We start from the raw sequence: 19,715 nt of genomic DNA, 5'->3' as shown, positions 1-19,715 counted from the left end.
GCCCGCAACGGGCCGCCCCTCCTTCTCCGTTCCTCTCCCTCAGCGCGCCCCCGGAGCCTTCCGCCGGGCCGCCCGTTCCGCCGCGAACACGTCCTCCAGCCGGAACACGTGCGCCCGGCCCTGCCTCCCGGCCGGGCTGAGGTGGCCCAGCTGGACCCACTTGCGGATCGTCGCCGGGGTCACGCCCGCCTCGTGGGCGGCCAGGGCGCCCGTCACCAGGGTCGCGCCCGTCATCGGCCGCCCTCCCGCCGCGCGGTGTCCGCCGCCGAGGCGGCCAGCTCGGCGAGATCGGCGCCGGACTCCGCCGCGAGCCGCACCCACGCACCCTCGCTCCACGCGTGCCGGTGCGCCGGATCCGTACGGCAGTCGCAGGCGCGGTCCGTGCAGCGGCAGGCCGGGTTGACGCAGAGCACCGCCCGGCGAGCGGGGAAGGCCCGCAGCGAGACCGAGTCGCACCAGGGGCAGCGCCCGCTCACCCGCACCACCGGTTCGGCGCCGCCCAGGGCCCGGGTGCAGCGGCGGGCCATCCGGCGGACCTCGTCCCTGATGTGTTCGAGGAGTACGTCGTCGGCGGCGGCCCGGTCGAGCAGCCCCGCGACGCGCAGCAGCCGCCCGGCGACCTGTTCGCGGCGGGGGCGGGGCAGCCGGAGCCGGTCGTGCACGGCCTCGTCCAGCTCGATCACGCCATCGGTGATGTCGCGTACAGCGTCGGAGATGTGGAGCCGTACGGGGGAGGTGCGGGAGCCGGACGGGGTGAGCCCGTGCGCCTGCTCGGCGCGCAGGGCCTCCTCCCGCTCGGCGCGGGTCGGGCCGGCCGGGGCCGAGGGGGCGCCGGACGGGTTCGCCCGCGGGGCGGAGGGGGAGCGGTAGGAGGGGGCGAGCTCGACGAGCAGCTCCGGGAACTGGCGCAGCAGCAGCTCGATCCAGAGCGTGGCGTCCGCGATCGCGGCGGCTGCGGCGCCGGCTGTGTCCGCGGCGGCGGAGCGGGCGCCGGCTGTGTCTGTATCTGCCGCTGAGGGTGTGCCGCTGTCGCGGCCGGGCTTCGGGGCGGTGGCGCGCGCCCCGGCGGCGGGCTCCCGCGTGGTCGGTGTGGATGCGTTCGGTGTGGTCATGGCGATCCCTTCTCCCCGCACAAGGTGTTGCGAGTCCGCACACTGGCATGTTGCGCGCTCGCACGCAAGGAAGTTCCGGACGCTTCGATCCCTTTATCTCCACAGAATTTGCCCAAACGGTATCCATGCGCGGGGTAATTCCTTGCGCGCAAGCGCGATAGTCTGGTCACCGCTTCGGAGGGAGGCGAGTGCCCCATGACCACGGGCGAACTCGACAGCTTCGCGACCTGGATCGAGGAACTGATCCGTCGGCGCGGCTTCGACATCGACAGTCCACGCGGCGGCGGCAAGTCCCGCCTCGCCGACGAGGCCGGGGTCCACCGGGCCGCCATCACCCGCCTCCTCCAGCGCCAGAGCATGCCGGACCTGGAGACCACCCGGCGTCTCGCCCAGGTGCTCCAGGTCCCGGTGCGCGACATGCTCATCCGCTCCGGCCGGCTCACCGAGGAGGACCTGCCGCTGCCGTCCGTGCCTGCGGGTGCGCCCTCGGCCGGAGGCCGTCCGCTCACCCTCGAAGAGGCCGCCGTCGCGCTGGGCGTACCGGCGGACCAGCGCGAGATGTTCATCCGGGTCGCCGGCCAGTTCCTCCCCGGCCCGGCGGTCGCCGCCGCGGAGCGCCGGGCGCCGCTCGCCTCCGACTGACGCCCGCCGTCCGCCCTGCTCGGGGCGGTCGGGCGCGGCCGGCGTTGTCGATCTTGTGGCAGCCCGGGAAGTCCGCTTCCGGACCCGGCCCGTAAGCTGTCGTGGCCTGTCCCCCCGCCCCAGCGCAGGTTCATGAACAGCAGTGCACGGACGCGCCCCGCCAGGTGCGTGCCGAGCGGAGTGAGAAGCGCGCGGTCGTCGCGGACGCAAGCGCGTCCACCCGGTGCGGAGCGTTTCGCGCGGGCGGCAGGGAGGGGCACATGGTCGAGCGGGAAGAACGCCCCCGATCCACGGCCGGCCACCCCGTCCCGCGCTCAGGGCCGGGCGACGCCGTCCCGCCCACCGGACCCGGTGGTTCCGGCACCCCGCCGGCCGGTGCTCCGGCGCCCGAGACGTACGCGGCGCTCCTCGCCGAACTGGGCGCCCTCCTCGATGCCCACGAGCCCCATGAGGTCGTCGTGCTCCTCCGCGCGGAGCTGGAGCGGCGGGAGCTGCGCGCGTACTCCCACGGCTGGCGCGATGCCGCCGCCCACTTCGAGCCCGCGGTCGAGGCGGCGAGGACCGCGAACCTGCGTACGTTACGGCTGGTGGGGCGTACGCCGGGCCGGGCCGCGGTGATCCCGTTCCGGCAGGAGGACCGGGCAGGCGAGCCCCGCGACGCGGAGCACGGGGACGGCCTCCCCGATGACGCCGACCGACCGCACGCCGACCGCCACGCCGAAGGGCCCCGGGGTGAGAGCCGCCCCGAAAAGGCGGAGCCCCGCCGCGAGCGTCCCCACACCGACCGGCGCCCAGGACCCCCCACCGGGCCGCCCCGTCCGGCGCGCACCGGGACCGGGCCCGAACCCGCCCTCGTACCCAAGAGCCGTAACTCCCGGGTCCCGACCATCCCCACCCTCCCGGCCCCCCGGCTGCGCCTGCCCCCCAGACGGCCGACGGAGGACGGCAGGGCCGCCACCCCGGACGACAGGACCAGCTGAGGGGCGTGTGCGGGTGCGGCGGCAGCCGGTATCCGCGCTCTTTCCACCGCGCCGCCGCCGGCCGCCGGCCCCGGCGTGTCGGGGTGGACGGCATTTGTTTTGACCCAGGTCCGTGAGGTAGGTACGCTCAAGCCTTGTGCCTGGGGTGTGCCTGGGCTCCGGTGCGTGTCCTCAACCGCATCGCGAGCTCGTCAGTAGCCACCGCAATCTGCGCCCCTTCTGCCCCTAGGGCAGGAGCCTGCAGTATTCGACACACCCGACCGCGTGGGTCGGTGATGTTCCAGGTTAGTTTCACGAACGGCACACAGAAACCGGAGAAGTAGTGCCTACGATCCAGCAGCTGGTCCGGAAGGGCCGGCAGGACAAGGTCGAGAAGAACAAGACGCCCGCGCTCGAGGGTTCGCCCCAGCGTCGCGGTGTCTGCACGCGTGTGTTCACGACCACCCCGAAGAAGCCGAACTCGGCGCTCCGTAAGGTCGCGCGTGTGCGTCTGACCTCCGGCATCGAGGTCACGGCTTACATCCCGGGTGAGGGACACAACCTGCAGGAGCACTCCATCGTGCTCGTGCGTGGTGGCCGTGTGAAGGACCTGCCGGGTGTTCGTTACAAGATCATCCGCGGCTCCCTTGACACCCAGGGTGTCAAGAACCGCAAGCAGGCCCGCAGCCGCTACGGCGCCAAGAAGGAGAAGTAAGAATGCCTCGTAAGGGCCCCGCCCCGAAGCGCCCGGTCATCATCGACCCGGTCTACAGCTCTCCTCTTGTCACCTCGCTGATCAACAAGATCCTCCTCGACGGCAAGCGTTCCACCGCCGAGCGGATCGTGTACGGCGCCATGGAAGGCCTCCGCGAGAAGACCGGCAACGACCCGGTCATCACGCTGAAGCGCGCGCTTGAGAACGTCAAGCCCTCGCTCGAGGTCAAGTCCCGCCGTGTCGGTGGCGCCACCTACCAGGTGCCGATCGAGGTCAAGCCCGGTCGCGCCTCCACCCTCGCTCTGCGCTGGCTCGTCGGTTACTCCCGCGCCCGCCGCGAGAAGACCATGACCGAGCGCCTCATGAACGAACTGCTCGACGCCTCCAACGGCCTCGGCGCTTCGGTCAAGAAGCGTGAGGACACCCACAAGATGGCCGAGTCCAACAAGGCCTTCGCGCACTACCGCTGGTAGTCGCTACCCCCATCGAGACCGAGAGAAGATTGAGCCTTATGGCCACCACTTCGCTTGACCTGGCCAAGGTCCGCAACATTGGGATCATGGCCCACATCGACGCGGGGAAGACGACCACCACTGAGCGGATCCTCTTCTACACCGGTGTGAGCTACAAGATCGGTGAAGTCCACGACGGCGCTGCCACGATGGACTGGATGGAGCAGGAGCAGGAGCGCGGCATCACGATCACGTCCGCCGCGACGACCTGTCACTGGCCGCTCAATGATGTTGACCACACCATCAACATCATCGACACCCCCGGTCACGTCGACTTCACCGTCGAGGTGGAGCGTTCGCTCCGCGTCCTCGACGGCGCTGTCACCGTGTTCGACGGTGTGGCCGGCGTCGAGCCGCAGTCCGAGACCGTCTGGCGACAGGCGGACCGGTACGGCGTGCCGCGTATCTGCTTCGTCAACAAGCTCGACCGCACGGGTGCCGAGTTCCACCGCTGTGTCGACATGATCGTCGAGCGCCTGGGCGCGGTTCCGCTCGTCATGCAGCTCCCCATCGGCGCCGAGGCCGACTTCAAGGGCGTCGTCGACCTCGTGTCGATGAAGGCCTTCGTGTGGCCCGAAGAGGCCGCCAAGGGCGAGATGTACGACACCGTCGAGATCCCGGACACGCACAAGGAAGCCGCCGAGGAATGGCGTGGCAAGCTCCTTGAGGCCGTCTCCGAGAACGACGACCAGATGATGGAGCTGTACCTGGAGGGCGTCGAGCCCACCGAGGACCAGCTGCACGAGGCGATCCGCCGCATCACCCTGGCGTCGAAGGGCACTGCTGACTCCGTCACGGTCACCCCGGTGTTCTGTGGCACCGCGTTCAAGAACAAGGGCGTCCAGCCCCTGCTCGACGCGGTCGTCCGCTACCTGCCTTCCCCCCTGGACGTCGAGGCCATCGAGGGCCACGACGTCAAGGACCCGGAGAAGGTCATCAAGCGCCGCCCCTCGGACGACGAGCCGTTCTCCGGCCTGGCGTTCAAGATCGCGAGCGACCCGCACCTGGGCAAGCTCACCTTCGTCCGGATCTACTCCGGTCGCCTGGAGGCCGGCACCGCGGTGCTGAACTCCGTCAAGGGCAAGAAGGAGCGCATCGGCAAGATCTACCGCATGCACGCGAACAAGCGTGAGGAGATCGCGTCGGTGGGCGCCGGCGACATCATCGCCGTCATGGGCCTGAAGCAGACCACCACCGGTGAGACGCTGTGTGACGACAAGAACCCGGTCATCCTGGAGTCCATGGACTTCCCGGCGCCGGTCATTCAGGTCGCCATCGAGCCCAAGTCCAAGGGTGACCAGGAGAAGCTGGGTGTCGCCATCCAGCGCCTCTCGGAGGAGGACCCCTCCTTCCAGGTGCACTCCGACGAGGAGACCGGCCAGACCATCATCGGTGGTATGGGTGAGCTCCACCTCGAGGTGCTCGTCGACCGCATGAAGCGCGAGTTCCGCGTCGAGGCGAACGTCGGCAAGCCCCAGGTCGCGTACCGCGAGACGATCCGCAAGGCCGTCGAGCGCATCGACTACACGCACAAGAAGCAGACTGGTGGTACCGGCCAGTTCGCGAAGGTGCAGATCGCCCTTGAGCCCATCGAGGGTGGCGACGCCTCCTACGAGTTCGTCAACAAGGTCACCGGTGGCCGCATCCCCCGTGAGTACATTCCCTCGGTGGACGCGGGTGCCCAGGAAGCCATGCAGTTCGGCATCCTGGCCGGTTACGAGATGGTCGGCGTCCGCGTCACCCTTCTCGACGGTGGTTACCACGAGGTCGACTCCTCGGAGCTCGCCTTCAAGATCGCCGGTTCGCAGGCGTTCAAGGAGGGTGCCCGCAAGGCCTCTCCCGTGCTCCTTGAGCCGATGATGGCCGTCGAGGTCACCACGCCCGAGGACTACATGGGCGATGTCATCGGCGACCTCAACTCCCGCCGTGGCCAGATCCAGGCCATGGAGGAGCGCAGCGGCGCTCGCGTCGTGAAGGGCCTCGTGCCCCTCTCGGAGATGTTCGGCTACGTCGGAGACCTCCGCAGCAAGACCTCGGGTCGCGCAAGCTACTCGATGCAGTTCGACTCCTACGCCGAGGTTCCGCGGAACGTCGCCGAGGAGATCATCGCGAAGGCCAAGGGCGAGTAACTCTCCCGAGCTCACGCTTTAGGCTTGTCACCGGAGCCGGGCGGGCATGCGGCACAGCGCGCGAGCACTGTGCCGCATGCCCCCGGCGCCGGCACCCCAGCAAAGATCACCTGGCGCCGATGAAGCAAGGCGTACAGAACCACTCAGGAGGACCCCAGTGGCGAAGGCAAAGTTCGAGCGGACTAAGCCGCACGTCAACATCGGCACCATCGGTCACATCGACCACGGTAAGACGACCCTCACGGCCGCCATTACCAAGGTGCTGCACGACGCGTACCCGGACCTGAACGAGGCCTCGGCCTTCGACCAGATCGACAAGGCTCCCGAAGAGCGCCAGCGCGGTATCACCATCTCCATCGCGCACGTCGAGTACCAGACGGAGTCGCGTCACTACGCGCACGTCGACTGCCCGGGTCACGCCGACTACATCAAGAACATGATCACGGGTGCGGCGCAGATGGACGGCGCCATCCTCGTCGTCGCCGCCACCGACGGCCCGATGCCGCAGACCAAGGAGCACGTGCTCCTGGCCCGCCAGGTCGGCGTTCCGTACATCGTCGTCGCCCTGAACAAGGCCGACATGGTGGACGACGAGGAGATCATGGAGCTCGTCGAGCTCGAGGTCCGTGAGCTCCTCTCCGAGTACGAGTTCCCGGGCGACGACCTCCCGGTCGTGCGCGTCTCGGCGCTCAAGGCTCTTGAGGGCGACAAGGAGTGGGGCCAGTCGGTCCTGAACCTGATGGCCGCCGTCGACGAGTCCATCCCGCAGCCCGAGCGTGACGTCGAGAAGCCGTTCCTCATGCCCATCGAGGACGTCTTCACGATCACCGGTCGCGGTACGGTCGTCACCGGCCGCATCGAGCGTGGTGTCCTGAAGGTCAACGAGACCGTCGACATCGTCGGTATCAAGACCGAGAAGACCACCACCACGGTCACCGGCATCGAGATGTTCCGCAAGCTGCTCGACGAGGGCCAGGCCGGTGAGAACGTCGGTCTGCTCCTCCGTGGCATCAAGCGCGAGGACGTCGAGCGCGGCCAGGTCATCATCAAGCCGGGTTCGGTCACGCCGCACACCGAGTTCCAGGCGCAGTCCTACATCCTGTCGAAGGACGAGGGTGGCCGCCACACCCCGTTCTTCAACAACTACCGCCCGCAGTTCTACTTCCGTACCACGGACGTGACGGGCGTTGTGACCCTTCCCGAGGGCACCGAGATGGTCATGCCGGGTGACAACACCCTCATGGACGTCGCGCTGATCCAGCCGGTCGCCATGGAAGAGGGCCTGAAGTTCGCCATCCGTGAGGGTGGCCGGACCGTCGGCGCCGGCCAGGTCACCAAGATCATCAAGTAGTTCTCTGCTTGGTCGTCTTCGACCTGGTGGCTCACTGAGCCATACGAAGGGCCCCGCACCTCGCAAGAGGTGCGGGGCCCTTCGCCTTGCCCGGAGCACTCAGGGTTACGCCCCCACATGGATGTAGGGCCCCGGTACCTCAGGGCGGAGAGGTAAGGGGGCCCTACGTTCTGGAGGGACGGCGGGTCGGTCAGGTGCCCGCCGTCCCCGGGGGGGTGGCGGCTCGGTCAGACGCCCGCGATGGACTGGATCCAGGAGCGGTACGCGGTGACGTTCGTGTACGCCGTCGTGGTCTGCCGGTCGCTGGTGGAGGCAACGCCGACCTGGATGCCGTTGGCCGTCATCGGGCCGCCGGAGTCGCCGCCGGCGGTGATGCCGTTGCCGCGGCGGGCGCAGATGGCCGAGCCGCCGTACGCGTCACCGCAGCCGCCGGTCACCGTCACGTTGGCGACCTTCAGGTAGCGGGACTGGCAGTTGGCCTCCGAGCCGCACTGCGAGGTGGCGCCCCAGCCCCAGACCTGGACGCTCTGCCCGACGCTCACCGAACCGGGGTTGCCGAGGCGGGAGTAGGTCGTCTGCACGGAGCGGTCCAGGCGGACCAGGGAGATGTCCGCGCTGTGGGTGTACGTCTGGACGCCGTTGGCCACCACGCCGCCGCTGTGCTGGTCGAGGCTGCCGATGCGGAACGACAGGCCGCCGCCGGTGACGCAGTGCTTGGCGGTGAGGATCCAGGTCGGCGCGATGATCGTCGCCGAACAGGTCTCTCTGCCCTGGGAGAAGAGCCGCGCGGCCCACGGGGCGTTGGACGCCTGGCCGCCGCCGATGATCTGCGTGGTCGGGGGCGGGGCGTCCTGGAGCGGCGGTGCCGGGGCGGCGCTGGCGGTGGGGGTGAGAAGAGCGAGGACGGTGACCGCCGCGGCGAGGGCAGCGGGAACTAGCCTTGCTATTCGCATGGTTCCTCATTTCGGGGAGCACGCTGAGGGGCGTGTTTGTGGGGGTTGACGGCCCCAGAGTGTCGAAGAACCATTCGGCCGGGTACTAACGCTTTCCCATAACGCCGCGTTATGCCCTGGCTAACGCTAGGTAGCCCCACCCATACGATAGGCCCACGGGGCAAGACCCTCGGTGACCGGTCAGCGAGCGGGGCCGCGTACCAGGAACACGTCGACGGGGTCCTCCCGCTCCAGCGCGAACCCGTGCCGCTCGTAGAGCCGCCGGGCGGCGCTCCCCCGCAGCACGTTCAGCCGTACGGGCACCCGCTCGGCGTCCGCACGGGCCAGCAGCCCGTGCAGGACGGCCGAGCCGATGCCGCGCCCTTGGAGGTCGGGGGAGAGGAGGAAGTTCTCCAGCCACCAGCCGTCCTCGGCCGGCCGCAGCGTGACGCACCCCGCGAAGGCGCCGTCGGCCTCCACGACCGAGGTGTGTTCGGGCGCGTAGGCGTCCCGCAGCCGCTGCCGCACCCGGTGCTCGTCGTAGCGCCCCAGCCGCTCCAGGTCGGGGCGCATGACGACGGCCCGCAGCTCGGCGATGGCCTCGACGTCATCGGGGAGGGCGGGGCGCAGGGCCCACTCCGTCACGGTGCTCACCTCGGCTTCCCCGCTCGTCAGGTACGGGAGACCGGAGCGCACTCGTCCGGCTCGGGCGCGATCCCTGCCGTGGAGCGGTCGTACGGGTCCTGGCTCGGGCCGGAGGCGTCGGACTCGGGGGCGTCGCCGGGGAACGCCGGGTGCAGATAGCCGTCGAACACCGTGCACGAGGAGTTGTAGATGTGCGCCCGGTACTCGGCGATCCAGATCTTCCCGGGTGTGACCTCGTACGTCGCCGGATCGCTCACCTCGACGGTCAGGACGCGCCGCACGATGGTCCGCGCCACCTGGTCCGCGTCGACCCGGGCCCGGGTCACCGGGAGGACGAAGGTGTAGTCGGCATGGATCTCGACCGAGCCGGGCCGCTCGCCCGCCTCGAAGGTCGTCCGGCCCCGCGTCTTGACCACCGGCCCGGCCGGGACCACCTCGGCGGGGTCGAAGCGGCTGAACATCATCAGAGGGTCGTGCTTCTCCGAGGGCTTCGCCAGCGAGGTTTCCAGCCGGTCGAGCAGTGTCCGGTCGGCCGGGTCGATCAGGTCCAGGGCCGCCTGCGGGCGCTCCCCGCGCAGGGTCGCCGGGTCGAGGTTGGCCGCGATCAGGAAGTCCCGGGTGTCCCGCAGGGCCCACTCCACCCTGGCCTTGCTCAGCCCGCCCGTCGCCCGGGCCTCGGGGAGCACGATGCCCGCCGCGCCGTCCGCCCAGCGCAGGGCCGGGGAGCCCCGGAACGGGGCGGCCGGGGACGGGCCCCGCTCGGACCCGGCGGGGAGCGGGAGGGTGTCGACGGCCTGCGTACCGAAGAAGGGGAGGCCGTCCGGCAGCCGGTCGGTGAGGAGGCTCGGTCTCAGTGCGACCGTGGCGGCAGCCGCCGCGAGGAGGGCGCAGACGGTGTTGACCGCCACGCGGCGCGATCGGGTGCGGGGCATTCGGGGAGTTCCTCGGCGTCATGGGGGCGTCATGACGTGCCGTCAGTCACCCGTTCGAACGAAAGATGGGGTGAGCGTAATCGGCGCGGGCGCCCGGAATGATCACGGGGAGGGCTCGATCCCGGGGCCGGTGGGGCGGTGCGGTGCCGCCGGATGCGCGCCCGCGTTTGAGCACTCGCTCGCTCGGGGTAGGATCCCTGGCCCGATTGGCCAGGCCCGTGCCCCGTATGGCACACTGACCAGGTTGCTCGGTTGAGCGTCAATGCTGCGCGCCTCCCGCCGGGAGGACCGGAAGCGAGTCCCACAGTACTCGTCGGCCCTGAATGGGCCGGACGTACGGGAATCTTCCGGGAAGCAATGCAGGATGCCGGCCAGGCACCCGGTGGGTGTTCCGCCCCCGGTTCCGCGGTCTCAGGGTCCGCACCCCCTTGGTTGGGATTTCCTTCGGGAGATTTTCGTAGAGGGGATGCGACACGCCCGACCGCGTGGGTCGGAGGAGGAGTCCAGAGAACCCCCGGGTTCCAGAGCGTTACGAGAGACAGGACTACTAGTAGCCATGGCGGGACAGAAGATCCGCATCCGGCTCAAGGCCTACGACCACGAGGTCATCGACTCCTCGGCGAAGAAGATCGTCGAGACGGTGACCCGCACTGGTGCGTCGGTCGCGGGCCCGGTGCCGCTGCCCACTGAGAAGAACGTGTACTGCGTCATCAAGTCGCCGCACAAGTACAAGGACTCTCGCGAGCACTTCGAGATGCGCACGCACAAGCGCCTCATCGACATTCTCGACCCCACGCCGAAGACGGTCGACTCGCTCATGCGTCTCGACCTGCCGGCGGGCGTCGACATCGAGATCAAGCTCTGAGGGGACGGGCCGAGATGAGCAAGAACATCAAGGGCGTCCTGGGCGAGAAGCTCGGCATGACCCAGGTCTGGGACGAGAACAACCGGGTTGTCCCGGTGACCGTCGTCAAGGCCGGGCCGTGCGTCGTGACGCAGGTTCGTACGAACGACAGCGACGGCTACGAAGCGGTCCAGATCGCCTTCGGCGAGATCGACCCGCGCAAGGTGAACAAGCCCCTCAAGGGTCACTTCGCCAAGGCCGACGTCACCCCGCGCCGCCACCTGGTGGAGCTCCGCACCCCTGACGCCAGCGAGTACACGCTGGGCCAGGAGGTCACTGCCGAGGTGTTCGAGTCCGGCGTCAAGGTTGACGTCACGGGCAAGAGCAAGGGCAAGGGCTTCGCCGGTGTCATGAAGCGTCACAACTTCAAGGGCCTCGGCGCCGGCCACGGCGTCCAGCGCAAGCACCGTTCCCCCGGTTCGATCGGTGGCTGCGCCACCCCTGGGCGTGTCTTCAAGGGCATGCGCATGGCGGGCCGTATGGGTAACGAGCGCGTCACCACCCAGAACCTGACCATCCACGCGGTTGACGCGGAGAAGGGTCTGCTCCTCATCAAGGGCGCGGTCCCCGGTCCGAACGGCGGCCTCGTCCTGGTCCGTACCGCGGCCAAGGGGGCTTGAGGTAATGAGCACCATTGACATCCTTTCGCCGGCAGGCGACAAGGCCGGTACCGTCGACCTCCCTGCGGAGATCTTCGACGCCAAGACCAGCGTTCCGCTGATCCACCAGGTCGTTGTCGCTCAGCTGGCAGCTGCCCGTCAGGGCACGCACAAGACCAAGCGTCGCGGTGAAGTCCGTGGCGGTGGCCGCAAGCCGTACCGCCAGAAGGGCACCGGCCGCGCCCGTCAGGGTTCGACCCGCGCCCCGCAGTTCGCCGGTGGTGGCGTCGTCCACGGCCCGCAGCCGCGTGACTACTCGCAGCGGACCCCGAAGAAGATGAAGGCCGCCGCTCTGCGCGGTGCCCTCTCGGACCGGGCGCGTCACTCCCGTATCCACGTCGTCACCGGCGTGGTCGAGGGTGGAATCTCCACGAAGGCCGCCAAGACGCTGCTCGGCAAGATCTCGGAGCGCCAGAACCTGCTCCTGGTCGTCGACCGCGCCGACGAGGCCGCGTGGCTGTCCGCACGCAACCTGCCCCAGGTGCACATCCTGGAGCCGGGCCAGCTGAACACGTACGACGTGATCGTCTCTGACGACGTGGTCTTCACCCAGGCCGCTTTCGAGTCCTTCGTGTCTGGCCCCCAGACCGCTGAGACCGAAGGGAGCGACGCCTGATGAGCGAGGCGACCGTTACCAGCAAGACGTACTCGGACCCGCGTGACGTTCTCGTCAAGCCCGTGGTCTCCGAGAAGAGCTACGCGTTGCTCGACGAGAACAAGTACACGTTCATCGTCGCGCCCGGCTCCAACAAGACCCAGATCAAGCAGGCTGTGGAAGCGGTCTTCTCGGTCAAGGTCACCGGGGTCAACACGATCAACCGGCAGGGTAAGCGCAAGCGCACCAAGACCGGTTTCGGCAAGCGCTCCGACACGAAGCGCGCCATCGTGACCCTCGCTGAGGGCGACCGAATCGACATCTTCGGCGGCCCGACCTCCTAGCGGAGGTCGAGTCGTCCGGAATCGGACGAGGACTGAGAAATGGGTATCCGCAAGTACAAGCCGACGACCCCGGGCCGTCGTGGCTCCAGCGTCGCCGACTTTGTCGAGATCACGCGGTCCACGCCGGAGAAGTCGCTGGTCCGCCCCCTGCACAGCAAGGGCGGCCGTAACAACACCGGCCGGATCACCGTTCGCCACCAGGGTGGCGGACACAAGCGCGCCTACCGCGTGATCGACTTCCGTCGTCACGACAAGGACGGCGTGCCGGCCAAGGTCGCGCACATCGAGTACGACCCGAACCGCACCGCGCGCATCGCGCTGCTCCACTACGCGGACGGCGAGAAGCGTTACATCGTCGCCCCGCGTGGCCTGGCGCAGGGTGACCGCGTCGAGAACGGTCCGGCCGCAGACATCAAGCCGGGCAACAACCTGGCGCTGCGCAACATCCCGGTCGGTACGACCATCCACGCCATCGAGCTGCGGCCCGGCGGCGGCGCGAAGTTCGCCCGTTCCGCGGGTGCCTCCGTGCAGCTGCTGGCGAAGGAGGGCACCATGGCCCACCTTCGTATGCCGTCCGGTGAGATCCGGCTGGTCGACGCCCGCTGCCGCGCCACGATCGGTGAGGTCGGCAACGCCGAGCAGTCGAACATCAACTGGGGCAAGGCCGGCCGTATGCGCTGGAAGGGCGTTCGTCCTTCCGTCCGCGGTGTCGCGATGAACCCGGTTGACCACCCGCACGGTGGTGGTGAAGGCAAGACCTCCGGTGGACGTCACCCGGTCTCGCCGTGGGGTCAGAAGGAAGGTCGTACGCGCTCGCCGAAGAAGGCATCGAGCAAGTACATCGTCCGCCGCCGCAAGACGAACAAGAAGCGCTAGGAGCGGGTTTAGATGCCGCGCAGTCTCAAGAAGGGGCCCTTCGTCGACGGCCACCTCGTCAAGAAGGTGGACGTCCAGAACGAAGCTGGCACCAAGAACGTCATCAAGACCTGGTCCCGTCGCTCGATGATCATCCCGGCCATGCTGGGTCACACCATCGCGGTGCACAACGGCAAGATCCACGTCCCGGTGTTCGTCACCGAGTCGATGGTCGGCCACAAGCTCGGCGAGTTCTCGCCGACTCGCACCTTCCGCGGCCACGTCAAGGACGACCGGAAGTCGAAGCGCCGCTAGCGCGGGGTGGAAACGACTATGACTCACACCGAAGGGACAACCATGGAAGCCAGGGCCCAGGCGCGGTACATCCGCGTCACGCCCATGAAGGCCCGCCGAGTGGTGGACCTCATCCGTGGCATGGATGCCACGGAGGCTCAGGCGGTCCTGCGTTTCGCCCCGCAGGCCGCGAGCGTGCCGGTTGGCAAGGTGCTGGACAGCGCCATTGCCAACGCTGCACACAACTACGACCACCCTGACGCCTCTTCGCTGGTCATCAGCGAGGCGTACGTGGACGAGGGCCCGACCCTGAAGCGGTTCCGACCGCGTGCTCAGGGCCGTGCCTACCGGATCCGTAAGCGGACCAGCCACATCACCGTGGTCGTCAGCAGCAAGGAAGGAACCCGGTAATGGGCCAGAAGGTTAACCCGCATGGGTTCCGGCTCGGCATTACCACGGACTTCAAGTCCCGTTGGTACGCCGACAAGCTGTACTCGGACTACGTCAAGGAAGACGTCGCCATTCGTCGCATGATGACGAAGGGCATGGAGCGCGCCGGCATCTCGAAGGTTGAGATCGAGCGCACCCGCGACCGCGTCCGGGTCGACATCCACACCGCCCGTCCGGGCATCGTCATCGGTCGCCGTGGCGCCGAGGCCGATCGCATCCGCGGCGAGCTGGAGAAGCTGACCGGCAAGCAGGTCCAGCTGAACATCCTCGAGGTCAAGAACCCCGAGGTGGACGCTCAGCTGGTGGCCCAGGCCGTCGCCGAGCAGCTCTCCTCCCGCGTCTCCTTCCGTCGTGCGATGCGTAAGAGCATGCAGAGCTCGATGAAGGCCGGCGCCAAGGGCATCAAGATCCAGTGCGGCGGTCGCCTCGGCGGCGCCGAGATGTCCCGCTCGGAGTTCTACCGCGAGGGCCGCGTGCCCCTGCACACGCTCCGTGCGAACGTCGACTACGGCTTCTTCGAGGCCAAGACGACCTTCGGCCGCATCGGCGTGAAGGTCTGGATCTACAAGGGCGACGTCAAGAACATCGCCGAGGTTCGCGCCGAGAACGCAGCGGCCCGCGCCGGCAACCGTCCGGCTCGTGGCGGCACCGACCGCCCGGCCGGCCGTGGTGGCGGCCGTGGTGGCGAGCGTGGCGGTCGCGGCCGTAAGCCGCAGCAGTCGCCGGCAGCCGAGGCCCCCAAGGCCGACGCTCCCGCCGCCGCTGCTCCGGCTGCCGAGAGCACCGGAACGGAGGCCTGACCGAAATGCTGATCCCCCGTAGGGTCAAGCACCGCAAGCAGCACCACCCGAAGCGCAGCGGTATGTCCAAGGGTGGCACGCAGGTTGCGTTCGGCGAGTACGGCATCCAGGCGCTGACCCCGGCGTACGTGACGAACCGTCAGATCGAGTCCGCTCGTATCGCGATGACCCGTCACATCAAGCGTGGCGGCAAGGTCTGGATCAACATCTACCCGGACCGTCCCCTGACGAAGAAGCCTGCCGAGACCCGCATGGGTTCCGGTAAGGGTTCTCCCGAGTGGTGGATCGCGAACGTCAAGCCGGGTCGGGTGATGTTCGAGCTGTCCTACCCGAACGAGAAGATTGCTCGTGAGGCGCTCACCCGCGCTGCTCACAAGCTTCCGATGAAGTGCCGGATCGTTCGGCGCGAGGCAGGTGAGTCGTGATGTCGGCCGGTACCAAGGCGTCCGAGCTGCGCGAGCTGGGCGACGAGGAGCTCCTCAACAAGCTCCGCGAAGCCAAGGAAGAGCTGTTCAATCTCCGCTTCCAGGCGGCGACGGGTCAGCTCGAGAACCACGGCCGGCTCAAGTCCGTCCGTAAGGACATCGCCCGGATCTACACCCTGATGCGCGAGCGCGAGCTCGGCATCGAGACGGTGGAGAGCGTCTGATGAGCGAGAAGACTGTGACTGAGACCAGCAAGACCGAGCGCGGCTTCCGCAAGACCCGTGAGGGTCTCGTCGTCAGCGACAAGATGGACAAGACCGTCGTCGTCGCTGTCGAGGACCGCGTGAAGCACGCCCTGTACGGCAAGGTCATCCGCCGTACGAACAAGCTCAAGGCCCACGACGAGCAGAACTCGGCGGGCGTCGGCGACCGCGTCATCATCATGGAGACGCGTCCGCTGTCGGCCTCGAAGCGCTGGCGCATCGTCGAGATCCTCGAGAAGGCCAAGTAATTCCTGAGGGGCATTCCCCATCAGGTCAGTTCCGCCAGGCTCGGTGAGGTGCCTCTCCGGTAACGGAGAGGCACCCGCCGGGAACCGGCAGACGATCAGGAGATAGACGTGATCCAGCAGGAGTCGCGACTGCGCGTCGCCGACAACACGGGTGCGAAGGAAATTCTCACCATTCGTGTTCTCGGTGGCTCGGGTCGCCGCTACGCGGGTATCGGTGACGTCATCGTCGCCACCGTCAAGGACGCGATCCCCGGTGGCAACGTGAAGAAGGGTGACGTCGTCAAGGCCGTCATCGTTCGCACCGTCAAGGAGCGTCGTCGTCAGGATGGCTCGTACATCCGCTTCGACGAGAACGCTGCCGTCATTCTGAAGAACGACGGCGACCCCCGCGGCACCCGCATCTTCGGCCCGGTGGGCCGGGAGCTGCGCGAGAAGAAGTTCATGAAGATCATCTCGCTCGCGCCGGAGGTGCTGTAAGCATGAAGATCAAGAAGGGCGACCTGGTCCAGGTCATCACCGGTAAGGACAAGGGCAAGCAGGGCAAGGTCATCGTGGCCTACCCCGCTCAGGACCGCGTCCTCGTCGAGGGTGTCAACCGGGTCAAGAAGCACACCAAGGCCGGTCAGACGGCTCGCGGTTCGCAGACGGGTGGCATTGTCACCACCGAGGCCCCGATCCACATCAGCAACGTTCAGCTGGTCGTGGAGAAGGACGGCAACAAGGTTGTCACCCGCGTCGGCTACCGCTTTGACGACGAGGGCAACAAGATCCGCGTTGCCAAGCGGACCGGTGAGGACATCTGATGACTGCCACCACTGCGCCGCGTCTCAAGACGCGCTACCGCGAGGAAATCGCCGGCAAGCTGCGTGAGGAGTTCTCGTACGAGAACGTCATGCAGGTTCCCGGTCTGGTCAAGATCGTGGTCAACATGGGTGTGGGCGACGCCGCCCGCGACTCCAAGCTGATCGACGGGGCCGTCAAGGACCTCACCACGATCACCGGCCAGAAGCCGGCCGTCACCAAGGCCCGCAAGTCCATCGCGCAGTTCAAGCTGCGCGAGGGCCAGCCGATCGGCTGCCACGTCACCCTCCGTGGTGACCGGATGTGGGAGTTCCTGGACCGTACGCTGTCGCTCGCGCTGCCGCGTATCCGTGACTTCCGTGGCCTGTCGCCGAAGCAGTTCGACGGCCGTGGCAACTACACCTTCGGTCTCACGGAGCAGGTCATGTTCCACGAGATCGACCAGGACAAGATCGACCGGGTCCGGGGCATGGACATCACCGTGGTCACCACGGCGACCAACGACGACGAGGGTCGTGCCCTCCTTCGTCACCTCGGCTTCCCGTTCAAGGAGAACTGACCGTGGCGAAGAAGGCTCTGATCGCTAAGGCCGCCCGTAAGCCGAAGTTCGGCGTTCGCGGGTACACCCGCTGCCAGCGCTGCGGCCGGCCCCACTCCGTCTACCGCAAGTTCGGCCTGTGCCGCGTGTGCCTTCGTGAGATGGCTCACCGTGGCGAGCTGCCGGGCGTGACCAAGAGCTCCTGGTAACTCCCCTCTGCCCTCGGGCAAAGGGAAGTTCCGGAGACTCTCGGTAAGTATCTGGTCGGCAGGAGCCCCTCCTTTCATGCCGTAGGCTTGAAGGGTTGGGCGCCTGCCGCCCAAGACCGACTTACTACGCCGTAGGTCCCCGCACCGCACCCGTCCCGCCACTGAGTGGGGAGAGGGATGGCGCATACAGGAAACCCCGGCGAGAGAGGCCGAAGGCCAACTCATGACCATGACTGATCCCATCGCAGACATGCTCACGCGTCTGCGTAACGCGAACTCGGCATATCACGACGATGTCTCGATGCCGCACAGCAAGATCAAGTCGCACATCGCGGAGATCCTCCAGCAGGAGGGCTTCATCACCGGCTGGAAGGTCGAGGACGCCGAGGTCGGCAAGAACCTCGTCCTCGAGCTGAAGTTCGGCCCGAACCGCGAGCGCTCGATCGCCGGCATCAAGCGGATTTCGAAGCCGGGTCTGCGTGTATACGCAAAGTCCACCAACCTGCCGAAGGTCCTCGGCGGTCTGGGCGTGGCGATCATCTCCACGTCCCACGGCCTCCTGACCGGCCAGCAGGCAGGCAAGAAGGGCGTAGGTGGGGAAGTCCTCGCCTACGTCTGGTAGTCGGGAAAGGAAGGAAAGCTCATGTCGCGAATCGGCAAGCTCCCCATCCAGGTTCCCGCCGGTGTGGACGTCACCATCGATGGCCGTACGGTCGCCGTGAAGGGCCCCAAGGGTTCCCTCACGCACACCGTTGCCGCGCCGATCGAGGTCTCCAAGGGTGAGGACGGCGTGCTCAACGTCTCCCGCCCGAACGACGAGCGTCAGAACAAGGCCCTCCACGGCCTGTCCCGCACGCTGGTGGCGAACATGATCACCGGTGTGACCACGGGTTACAGCAAGGCGCTCGAGATCAGCGGTGTCGGTTACCGCGTCCAGGCGAAGGGCTCCAACCTGGAGTTCGCCCTGGGCTACAGCCACCCGATCCTCATCGAGGCTCCGGATGGCATCACCTTCAAGGTCGAGTCGCCCACGAAGCTCAGCGTCGAGGGCATCGACAAGCAGAAGGTCGGCGAGGTAGCCGCCAACATCCGCAAGCTGCGGAAGCCCGACCCGTACAAGGCCAAGGGCGTCAAGTACGCGGGCGAGGTCATCCGCCGCAAGGTCGGAAAGGCTGGTAAGTAGCCATGGCATACGGTGTGAAGATCGCCAAGGGCGACGCGTACAAGCGTGCCGCTCTCAAGCGCCGCCACATCCGCGTCCGCAAGCACATCTCCGGTTCGCCGGAGCGTCCCCGCTTGGTCGTGACGCGTTCCAACCGCCACATCGTGGCCCAGGTCATCGACGACATCGCGGGCCACACGCTCGCGTCGGCGTCGACCCTGGACACCTCGATCCGTGGTGGCGAGGGTGACAAGAGCGCTCAGGCCCAGCAGGTCGGCGCCCTGGTCGCCGAGCGTGCCAAGGCCGCAGGCGTCGAGGCCGTCGTGTTTGACCGCGGTGGTAACCAGTACGCCGGGCGGATTGCCGCTCTGGCTGACGCCGCCCGTGAAGCCGGGCTGAAGTTCTAAGCCCCGGTTCCTACGCACAGCGGACGTAACAGAGAGAGGTAAATCCAATGGCTGGACCCCAGCGCCGCGGAAGCGGTGCCGGTGGCGGCGAGCGGCGGGACCGGAAGGGCCGTGACGGTGGCGCCAGCGCCGCCGAGAAGACCGCGTACGTCGAGCGCGTCGTCGCGATCAACCGCGTCGCCAAGGTTGTGAAGGGTGGTCGTCGCTTCAGCTTCACCGCGCTGGTCGTGGTGGGCGATGGTGACGGCACCGTCGGTGTCGGATACGGCAAGGCCAAGGAAGTTCCCGCGGCCATCGCCAAGGGCGTCGAAGAGGCCAAGAAGAGCTTCTTCAAGGTTCCGCGTATCCAGGGCACCATCCCTCACCCGATCACGGGCGAGAAGGCTGCGGGCGTCGTCCTGCTCAAGCCGGCTTCCCCCGGTACCGGCGTTATCGCCGGTGGCCCGGTGCGCGCCGTTCTGGAGTGCGCCGGCGTTCACGACATCCTGTCGAAGTCGCTTGGCTCGTCCAACGCGATCAACATCGTGCACGCGACCGTGGCGGCCCTTCAGGGCCTGCAGCGTCCCGAGGAGATCGCGGCCCGCCGCGGTCTGCCCCTCGAGGACGTCGCCCCCGCGGCTCTGCTCCGTGCTCGCGCGGCAGGTGTGTGATGGCTCGCCTCAAGATCACGCAGACGAAGTCGTACATCGGCAGCAAGCAGAACCACCGCGACACCCTGCGTTCGCTCGGGCTCAAGCGCCTGAACGACTCGGTTGTCAAGGAGGACCGCCCCGAGTTCCGCGGAATGGCCAACACCGTCCGCCACCTCGTGACGGTTGAGGAGGTTGACTGA

General features: G+C 67.9%; 31 protein-coding genes. 26 read left to right on the top strand and 5 right to left on the bottom strand.

Going from position 1 to position 19,715, the window contains the following annotated elements; translation table 11 throughout:
• Positions 1 to 39: 39 nt before the first annotated feature.
• Positions 40 to 234 carry a MerR family transcriptional regulator gene (locus IE264_RS31405; RefSeq protein ID WP_015610714.1) on the bottom strand — a complete coding sequence of 65 codons (195 nt, stop codon included), beginning with the start codon at positions 232 to 234 and terminating at the stop codon, positions 40 to 42.
• Positions 231 to 1,112, bottom strand: coding sequence for a hypothetical protein (locus tag IE264_RS31400; protein WP_032756454.1), 882 nt, complete (start codon positions 1,110 to 1,112; stop codon positions 231 to 233). Before IE264_RS31400 ends, IE264_RS31405 begins: the two co-directional genes overlap by 4 nt.
• Positions 1,113 to 1,307: 195 nt before the next feature.
• Between IE264_RS31400 and IE264_RS31395 the strand changes: the two genes are divergently transcribed.
• The 6 genes from IE264_RS31395 to tuf all read left to right on the top strand — a co-directional run bounded on the left by IE264_RS31395 (position 1,308) and on the right by tuf (position 7,420).
• Positions 1,308 to 1,754: a helix-turn-helix domain-containing protein gene (locus tag IE264_RS31395; RefSeq protein ID WP_015610716.1), complete on the top strand. Its 447-nt coding sequence runs from the start codon at positions 1,308 to 1,310 to the stop codon at positions 1,752 to 1,754.
• A 260-nt stretch (positions 1,755 to 2,014) separates the two neighbouring features.
• Positions 2,015 to 2,734, top strand: a complete 720-nt coding sequence (locus IE264_RS31390; protein WP_032756453.1) for a hypothetical protein — start codon at positions 2,015 to 2,017, stop codon at positions 2,732 to 2,734.
• 322 nt (positions 2,735 to 3,056) lie between these two features.
• Entirely contained in the window at positions 3,057 to 3,428 is a 372-nt protein-coding gene (gene rpsL / locus IE264_RS31385; RefSeq protein WP_003948652.1) for a 30S ribosomal protein S12, read from the top strand.
• 2 nt (positions 3,429 to 3,430) lie between these two features.
• Positions 3,431 to 3,901, top strand: a complete 471-nt coding sequence (rpsG, locus tag IE264_RS31380; protein ID WP_003966970.1) for a 30S ribosomal protein S7 — start codon at positions 3,431 to 3,433, stop codon at positions 3,899 to 3,901.
• Between the two features lie 38 nt (positions 3,902 to 3,939).
• On the top strand, positions 3,940 to 6,069 hold the full coding sequence (fusA, locus tag IE264_RS31375; RefSeq protein ID WP_032756451.1) for an elongation factor G: 2,130 nt from the start codon (positions 3,940 to 3,942) through the stop codon (positions 6,067 to 6,069).
• A 157-nt stretch (positions 6,070 to 6,226) separates the two neighbouring features.
• Positions 6,227 to 7,420: an elongation factor Tu gene (gene tuf, locus IE264_RS31370; RefSeq protein ID WP_015610719.1), complete on the top strand. Its 1,194-nt coding sequence runs from the start codon at positions 6,227 to 6,229 to the stop codon at positions 7,418 to 7,420.
• A gap of 227 nt (positions 7,421 to 7,647) precedes the next feature.
• On the opposite strand, the gene IE264_RS31365 is transcribed toward tuf, so the two are convergent.
• The 3 genes from IE264_RS31365 to IE264_RS31355 all read right to left on the bottom strand — a co-directional run bounded on the left by IE264_RS31365 (position 7,648) and on the right by IE264_RS31355 (position 9,929).
• A complete protein-coding gene (locus IE264_RS31365; RefSeq protein ID WP_032756450.1) occupies positions 7,648 to 8,373 on the bottom strand; it encodes a S1 family peptidase in 726 nt (241 codons plus the stop codon).
• Positions 8,374 to 8,553: 180 nt separating this feature from the next.
• Complete coding sequence (locus IE264_RS31360) at positions 8,554 to 9,006, bottom strand: GNAT family N-acetyltransferase (RefSeq protein ID WP_032756552.1); 453 nt, start codon at positions 9,004 to 9,006, stop codon at positions 8,554 to 8,556.
• Positions 9,007 to 9,023: 17 nt separating this feature from the next.
• Positions 9,024 to 9,929 (bottom strand): hypothetical protein, encoded by a 906-nt coding sequence (locus IE264_RS31355; RefSeq protein WP_051821793.1) that lies wholly within the window; start codon positions 9,927 to 9,929, stop codon positions 9,024 to 9,026.
• 556 nt (positions 9,930 to 10,485) lie between these two features.
• Here IE264_RS31355 and rpsJ point away from each other — a divergent pair.
• From rpsJ to rpmD, 20 genes are all read left to right on the top strand, one after another.
• The gene (gene rpsJ, locus IE264_RS31350) at positions 10,486 to 10,794 is read left to right on the top strand and encodes a 30S ribosomal protein S10 (RefSeq protein WP_003948644.1); all 309 of its coding nucleotides are present in this window, start codon (positions 10,486 to 10,488) and stop codon (positions 10,792 to 10,794) included.
• Positions 10,795 to 10,808: 14 nt separating this feature from the next.
• Positions 10,809 to 11,453 carry a 50S ribosomal protein L3 gene (gene rplC / locus IE264_RS31345; protein ID WP_015610723.1) on the top strand — a complete coding sequence of 215 codons (645 nt, stop codon included), beginning with the start codon at positions 10,809 to 10,811 and terminating at the stop codon, positions 11,451 to 11,453.
• 4 nt (positions 11,454 to 11,457) lie between these two features.
• Complete coding sequence (gene rplD / locus IE264_RS31340; protein WP_031127484.1) at positions 11,458 to 12,108, top strand: 50S ribosomal protein L4; 651 nt, start codon at positions 11,458 to 11,460, stop codon at positions 12,106 to 12,108.
• A complete protein-coding gene (gene rplW, locus IE264_RS31335) occupies positions 12,108 to 12,431 on the top strand; it encodes a 50S ribosomal protein L23 (protein ID WP_007446738.1) in 324 nt (107 codons plus the stop codon). Before rplD ends, rplW begins: the two co-directional genes overlap by 1 nt.
• 39 nt (positions 12,432 to 12,470) lie before the next feature.
• Entirely contained in the window at positions 12,471 to 13,307 is an 837-nt protein-coding gene (gene rplB / locus IE264_RS31330; protein ID WP_015610725.1) for a 50S ribosomal protein L2, read from the top strand.
• 12 nt (positions 13,308 to 13,319) lie between these two features.
• Positions 13,320 to 13,601, top strand: coding sequence for a 30S ribosomal protein S19 (rpsS, locus tag IE264_RS31325; RefSeq protein WP_015610726.1), 282 nt, complete (start codon positions 13,320 to 13,322; stop codon positions 13,599 to 13,601).
• Between the two features lie 42 nt (positions 13,602 to 13,643).
• A complete protein-coding gene (gene rplV / locus IE264_RS31320; protein WP_026290933.1) occupies positions 13,644 to 13,991 on the top strand; it encodes a 50S ribosomal protein L22 in 348 nt (115 codons plus the stop codon).
• Positions 13,991 to 14,830, top strand: coding sequence for a 30S ribosomal protein S3 (gene rpsC / locus IE264_RS31315; protein ID WP_015610728.1), 840 nt, complete (start codon positions 13,991 to 13,993; stop codon positions 14,828 to 14,830). The genes rplV and rpsC overlap by 1 nt, the downstream gene beginning before the upstream one ends.
• A gap of 5 nt (positions 14,831 to 14,835) precedes the next feature.
• Positions 14,836 to 15,255 carry a 50S ribosomal protein L16 gene (gene rplP, locus IE264_RS31310; RefSeq protein WP_003966953.1) on the top strand — a complete coding sequence of 140 codons (420 nt, stop codon included), beginning with the start codon at positions 14,836 to 14,838 and terminating at the stop codon, positions 15,253 to 15,255.
• Positions 15,255 to 15,479, top strand: coding sequence for a 50S ribosomal protein L29 (gene rpmC / locus IE264_RS31305; RefSeq protein WP_015610729.1), 225 nt, complete (start codon positions 15,255 to 15,257; stop codon positions 15,477 to 15,479). Before rplP ends, rpmC begins: the two co-directional genes overlap by 1 nt.
• The gene (rpsQ, locus tag IE264_RS31300) at positions 15,479 to 15,766 is read left to right on the top strand and encodes a 30S ribosomal protein S17 (RefSeq protein ID WP_015610730.1); all 288 of its coding nucleotides are present in this window, start codon (positions 15,479 to 15,481) and stop codon (positions 15,764 to 15,766) included. The genes rpmC and rpsQ overlap by 1 nt, the downstream gene beginning before the upstream one ends.
• A 108-nt stretch (positions 15,767 to 15,874) precedes the next feature.
• Positions 15,875 to 16,243, top strand: a complete 369-nt coding sequence (gene rplN, locus IE264_RS31295; RefSeq protein WP_003966950.1) for a 50S ribosomal protein L14 — start codon at positions 15,875 to 15,877, stop codon at positions 16,241 to 16,243.
• 2 nt (positions 16,244 to 16,245) lie between these two features.
• Positions 16,246 to 16,569 (top strand): 50S ribosomal protein L24, encoded by a 324-nt coding sequence (gene rplX / locus IE264_RS31290; RefSeq protein WP_007446729.1) that lies wholly within the window; start codon positions 16,246 to 16,248, stop codon positions 16,567 to 16,569.
• Positions 16,569 to 17,126, top strand: coding sequence for a 50S ribosomal protein L5 (gene rplE / locus IE264_RS31285; protein WP_003966948.1), 558 nt, complete (start codon positions 16,569 to 16,571; stop codon positions 17,124 to 17,126). The genes rplX and rplE overlap by 1 nt, the downstream gene beginning before the upstream one ends.
• 2 nt (positions 17,127 to 17,128) lie before the next feature.
• Positions 17,129 to 17,314: a type Z 30S ribosomal protein S14 gene (locus IE264_RS31280; RefSeq protein WP_003948630.1), complete on the top strand. Its 186-nt coding sequence runs from the start codon at positions 17,129 to 17,131 to the stop codon at positions 17,312 to 17,314.
• A gap of 223 nt (positions 17,315 to 17,537) precedes the next feature.
• Positions 17,538 to 17,936, top strand: coding sequence for a 30S ribosomal protein S8 (gene rpsH / locus IE264_RS31275; protein WP_007446728.1), 399 nt, complete (start codon positions 17,538 to 17,540; stop codon positions 17,934 to 17,936).
• A gap of 21 nt (positions 17,937 to 17,957) precedes the next feature.
• Positions 17,958 to 18,497: a 50S ribosomal protein L6 gene (gene rplF / locus IE264_RS31270; RefSeq protein ID WP_015610731.1), complete on the top strand. Its 540-nt coding sequence runs from the start codon at positions 17,958 to 17,960 to the stop codon at positions 18,495 to 18,497.
• A 2-nt stretch (positions 18,498 to 18,499) separates the two neighbouring features.
• Entirely contained in the window at positions 18,500 to 18,883 is a 384-nt protein-coding gene (gene rplR / locus IE264_RS31265) for a 50S ribosomal protein L18 (RefSeq protein WP_015610732.1), read from the top strand.
• A 47-nt stretch (positions 18,884 to 18,930) separates the two neighbouring features.
• On the top strand, positions 18,931 to 19,533 hold the full coding sequence (gene rpsE / locus IE264_RS31260; protein ID WP_015610733.1) for a 30S ribosomal protein S5: 603 nt from the start codon (positions 18,931 to 18,933) through the stop codon (positions 19,531 to 19,533).
• Entirely contained in the window at positions 19,533 to 19,715 is a 183-nt protein-coding gene (rpmD, locus tag IE264_RS31255; protein ID WP_015610734.1) for a 50S ribosomal protein L30, read from the top strand. The genes rpsE and rpmD overlap by 1 nt, the downstream gene beginning before the upstream one ends.

Source organism: Streptomyces microflavus (assembly GCF_014650075.1).
Taxonomy (GTDB): domain Bacteria; phylum Actinomycetota; class Actinomycetes; order Streptomycetales; family Streptomycetaceae; genus Streptomyces; species Streptomyces microflavus.
Note: the sequence above shows the minus strand (reverse complement) of the source record. Positions and strands in the feature narration are given on the sequence as shown.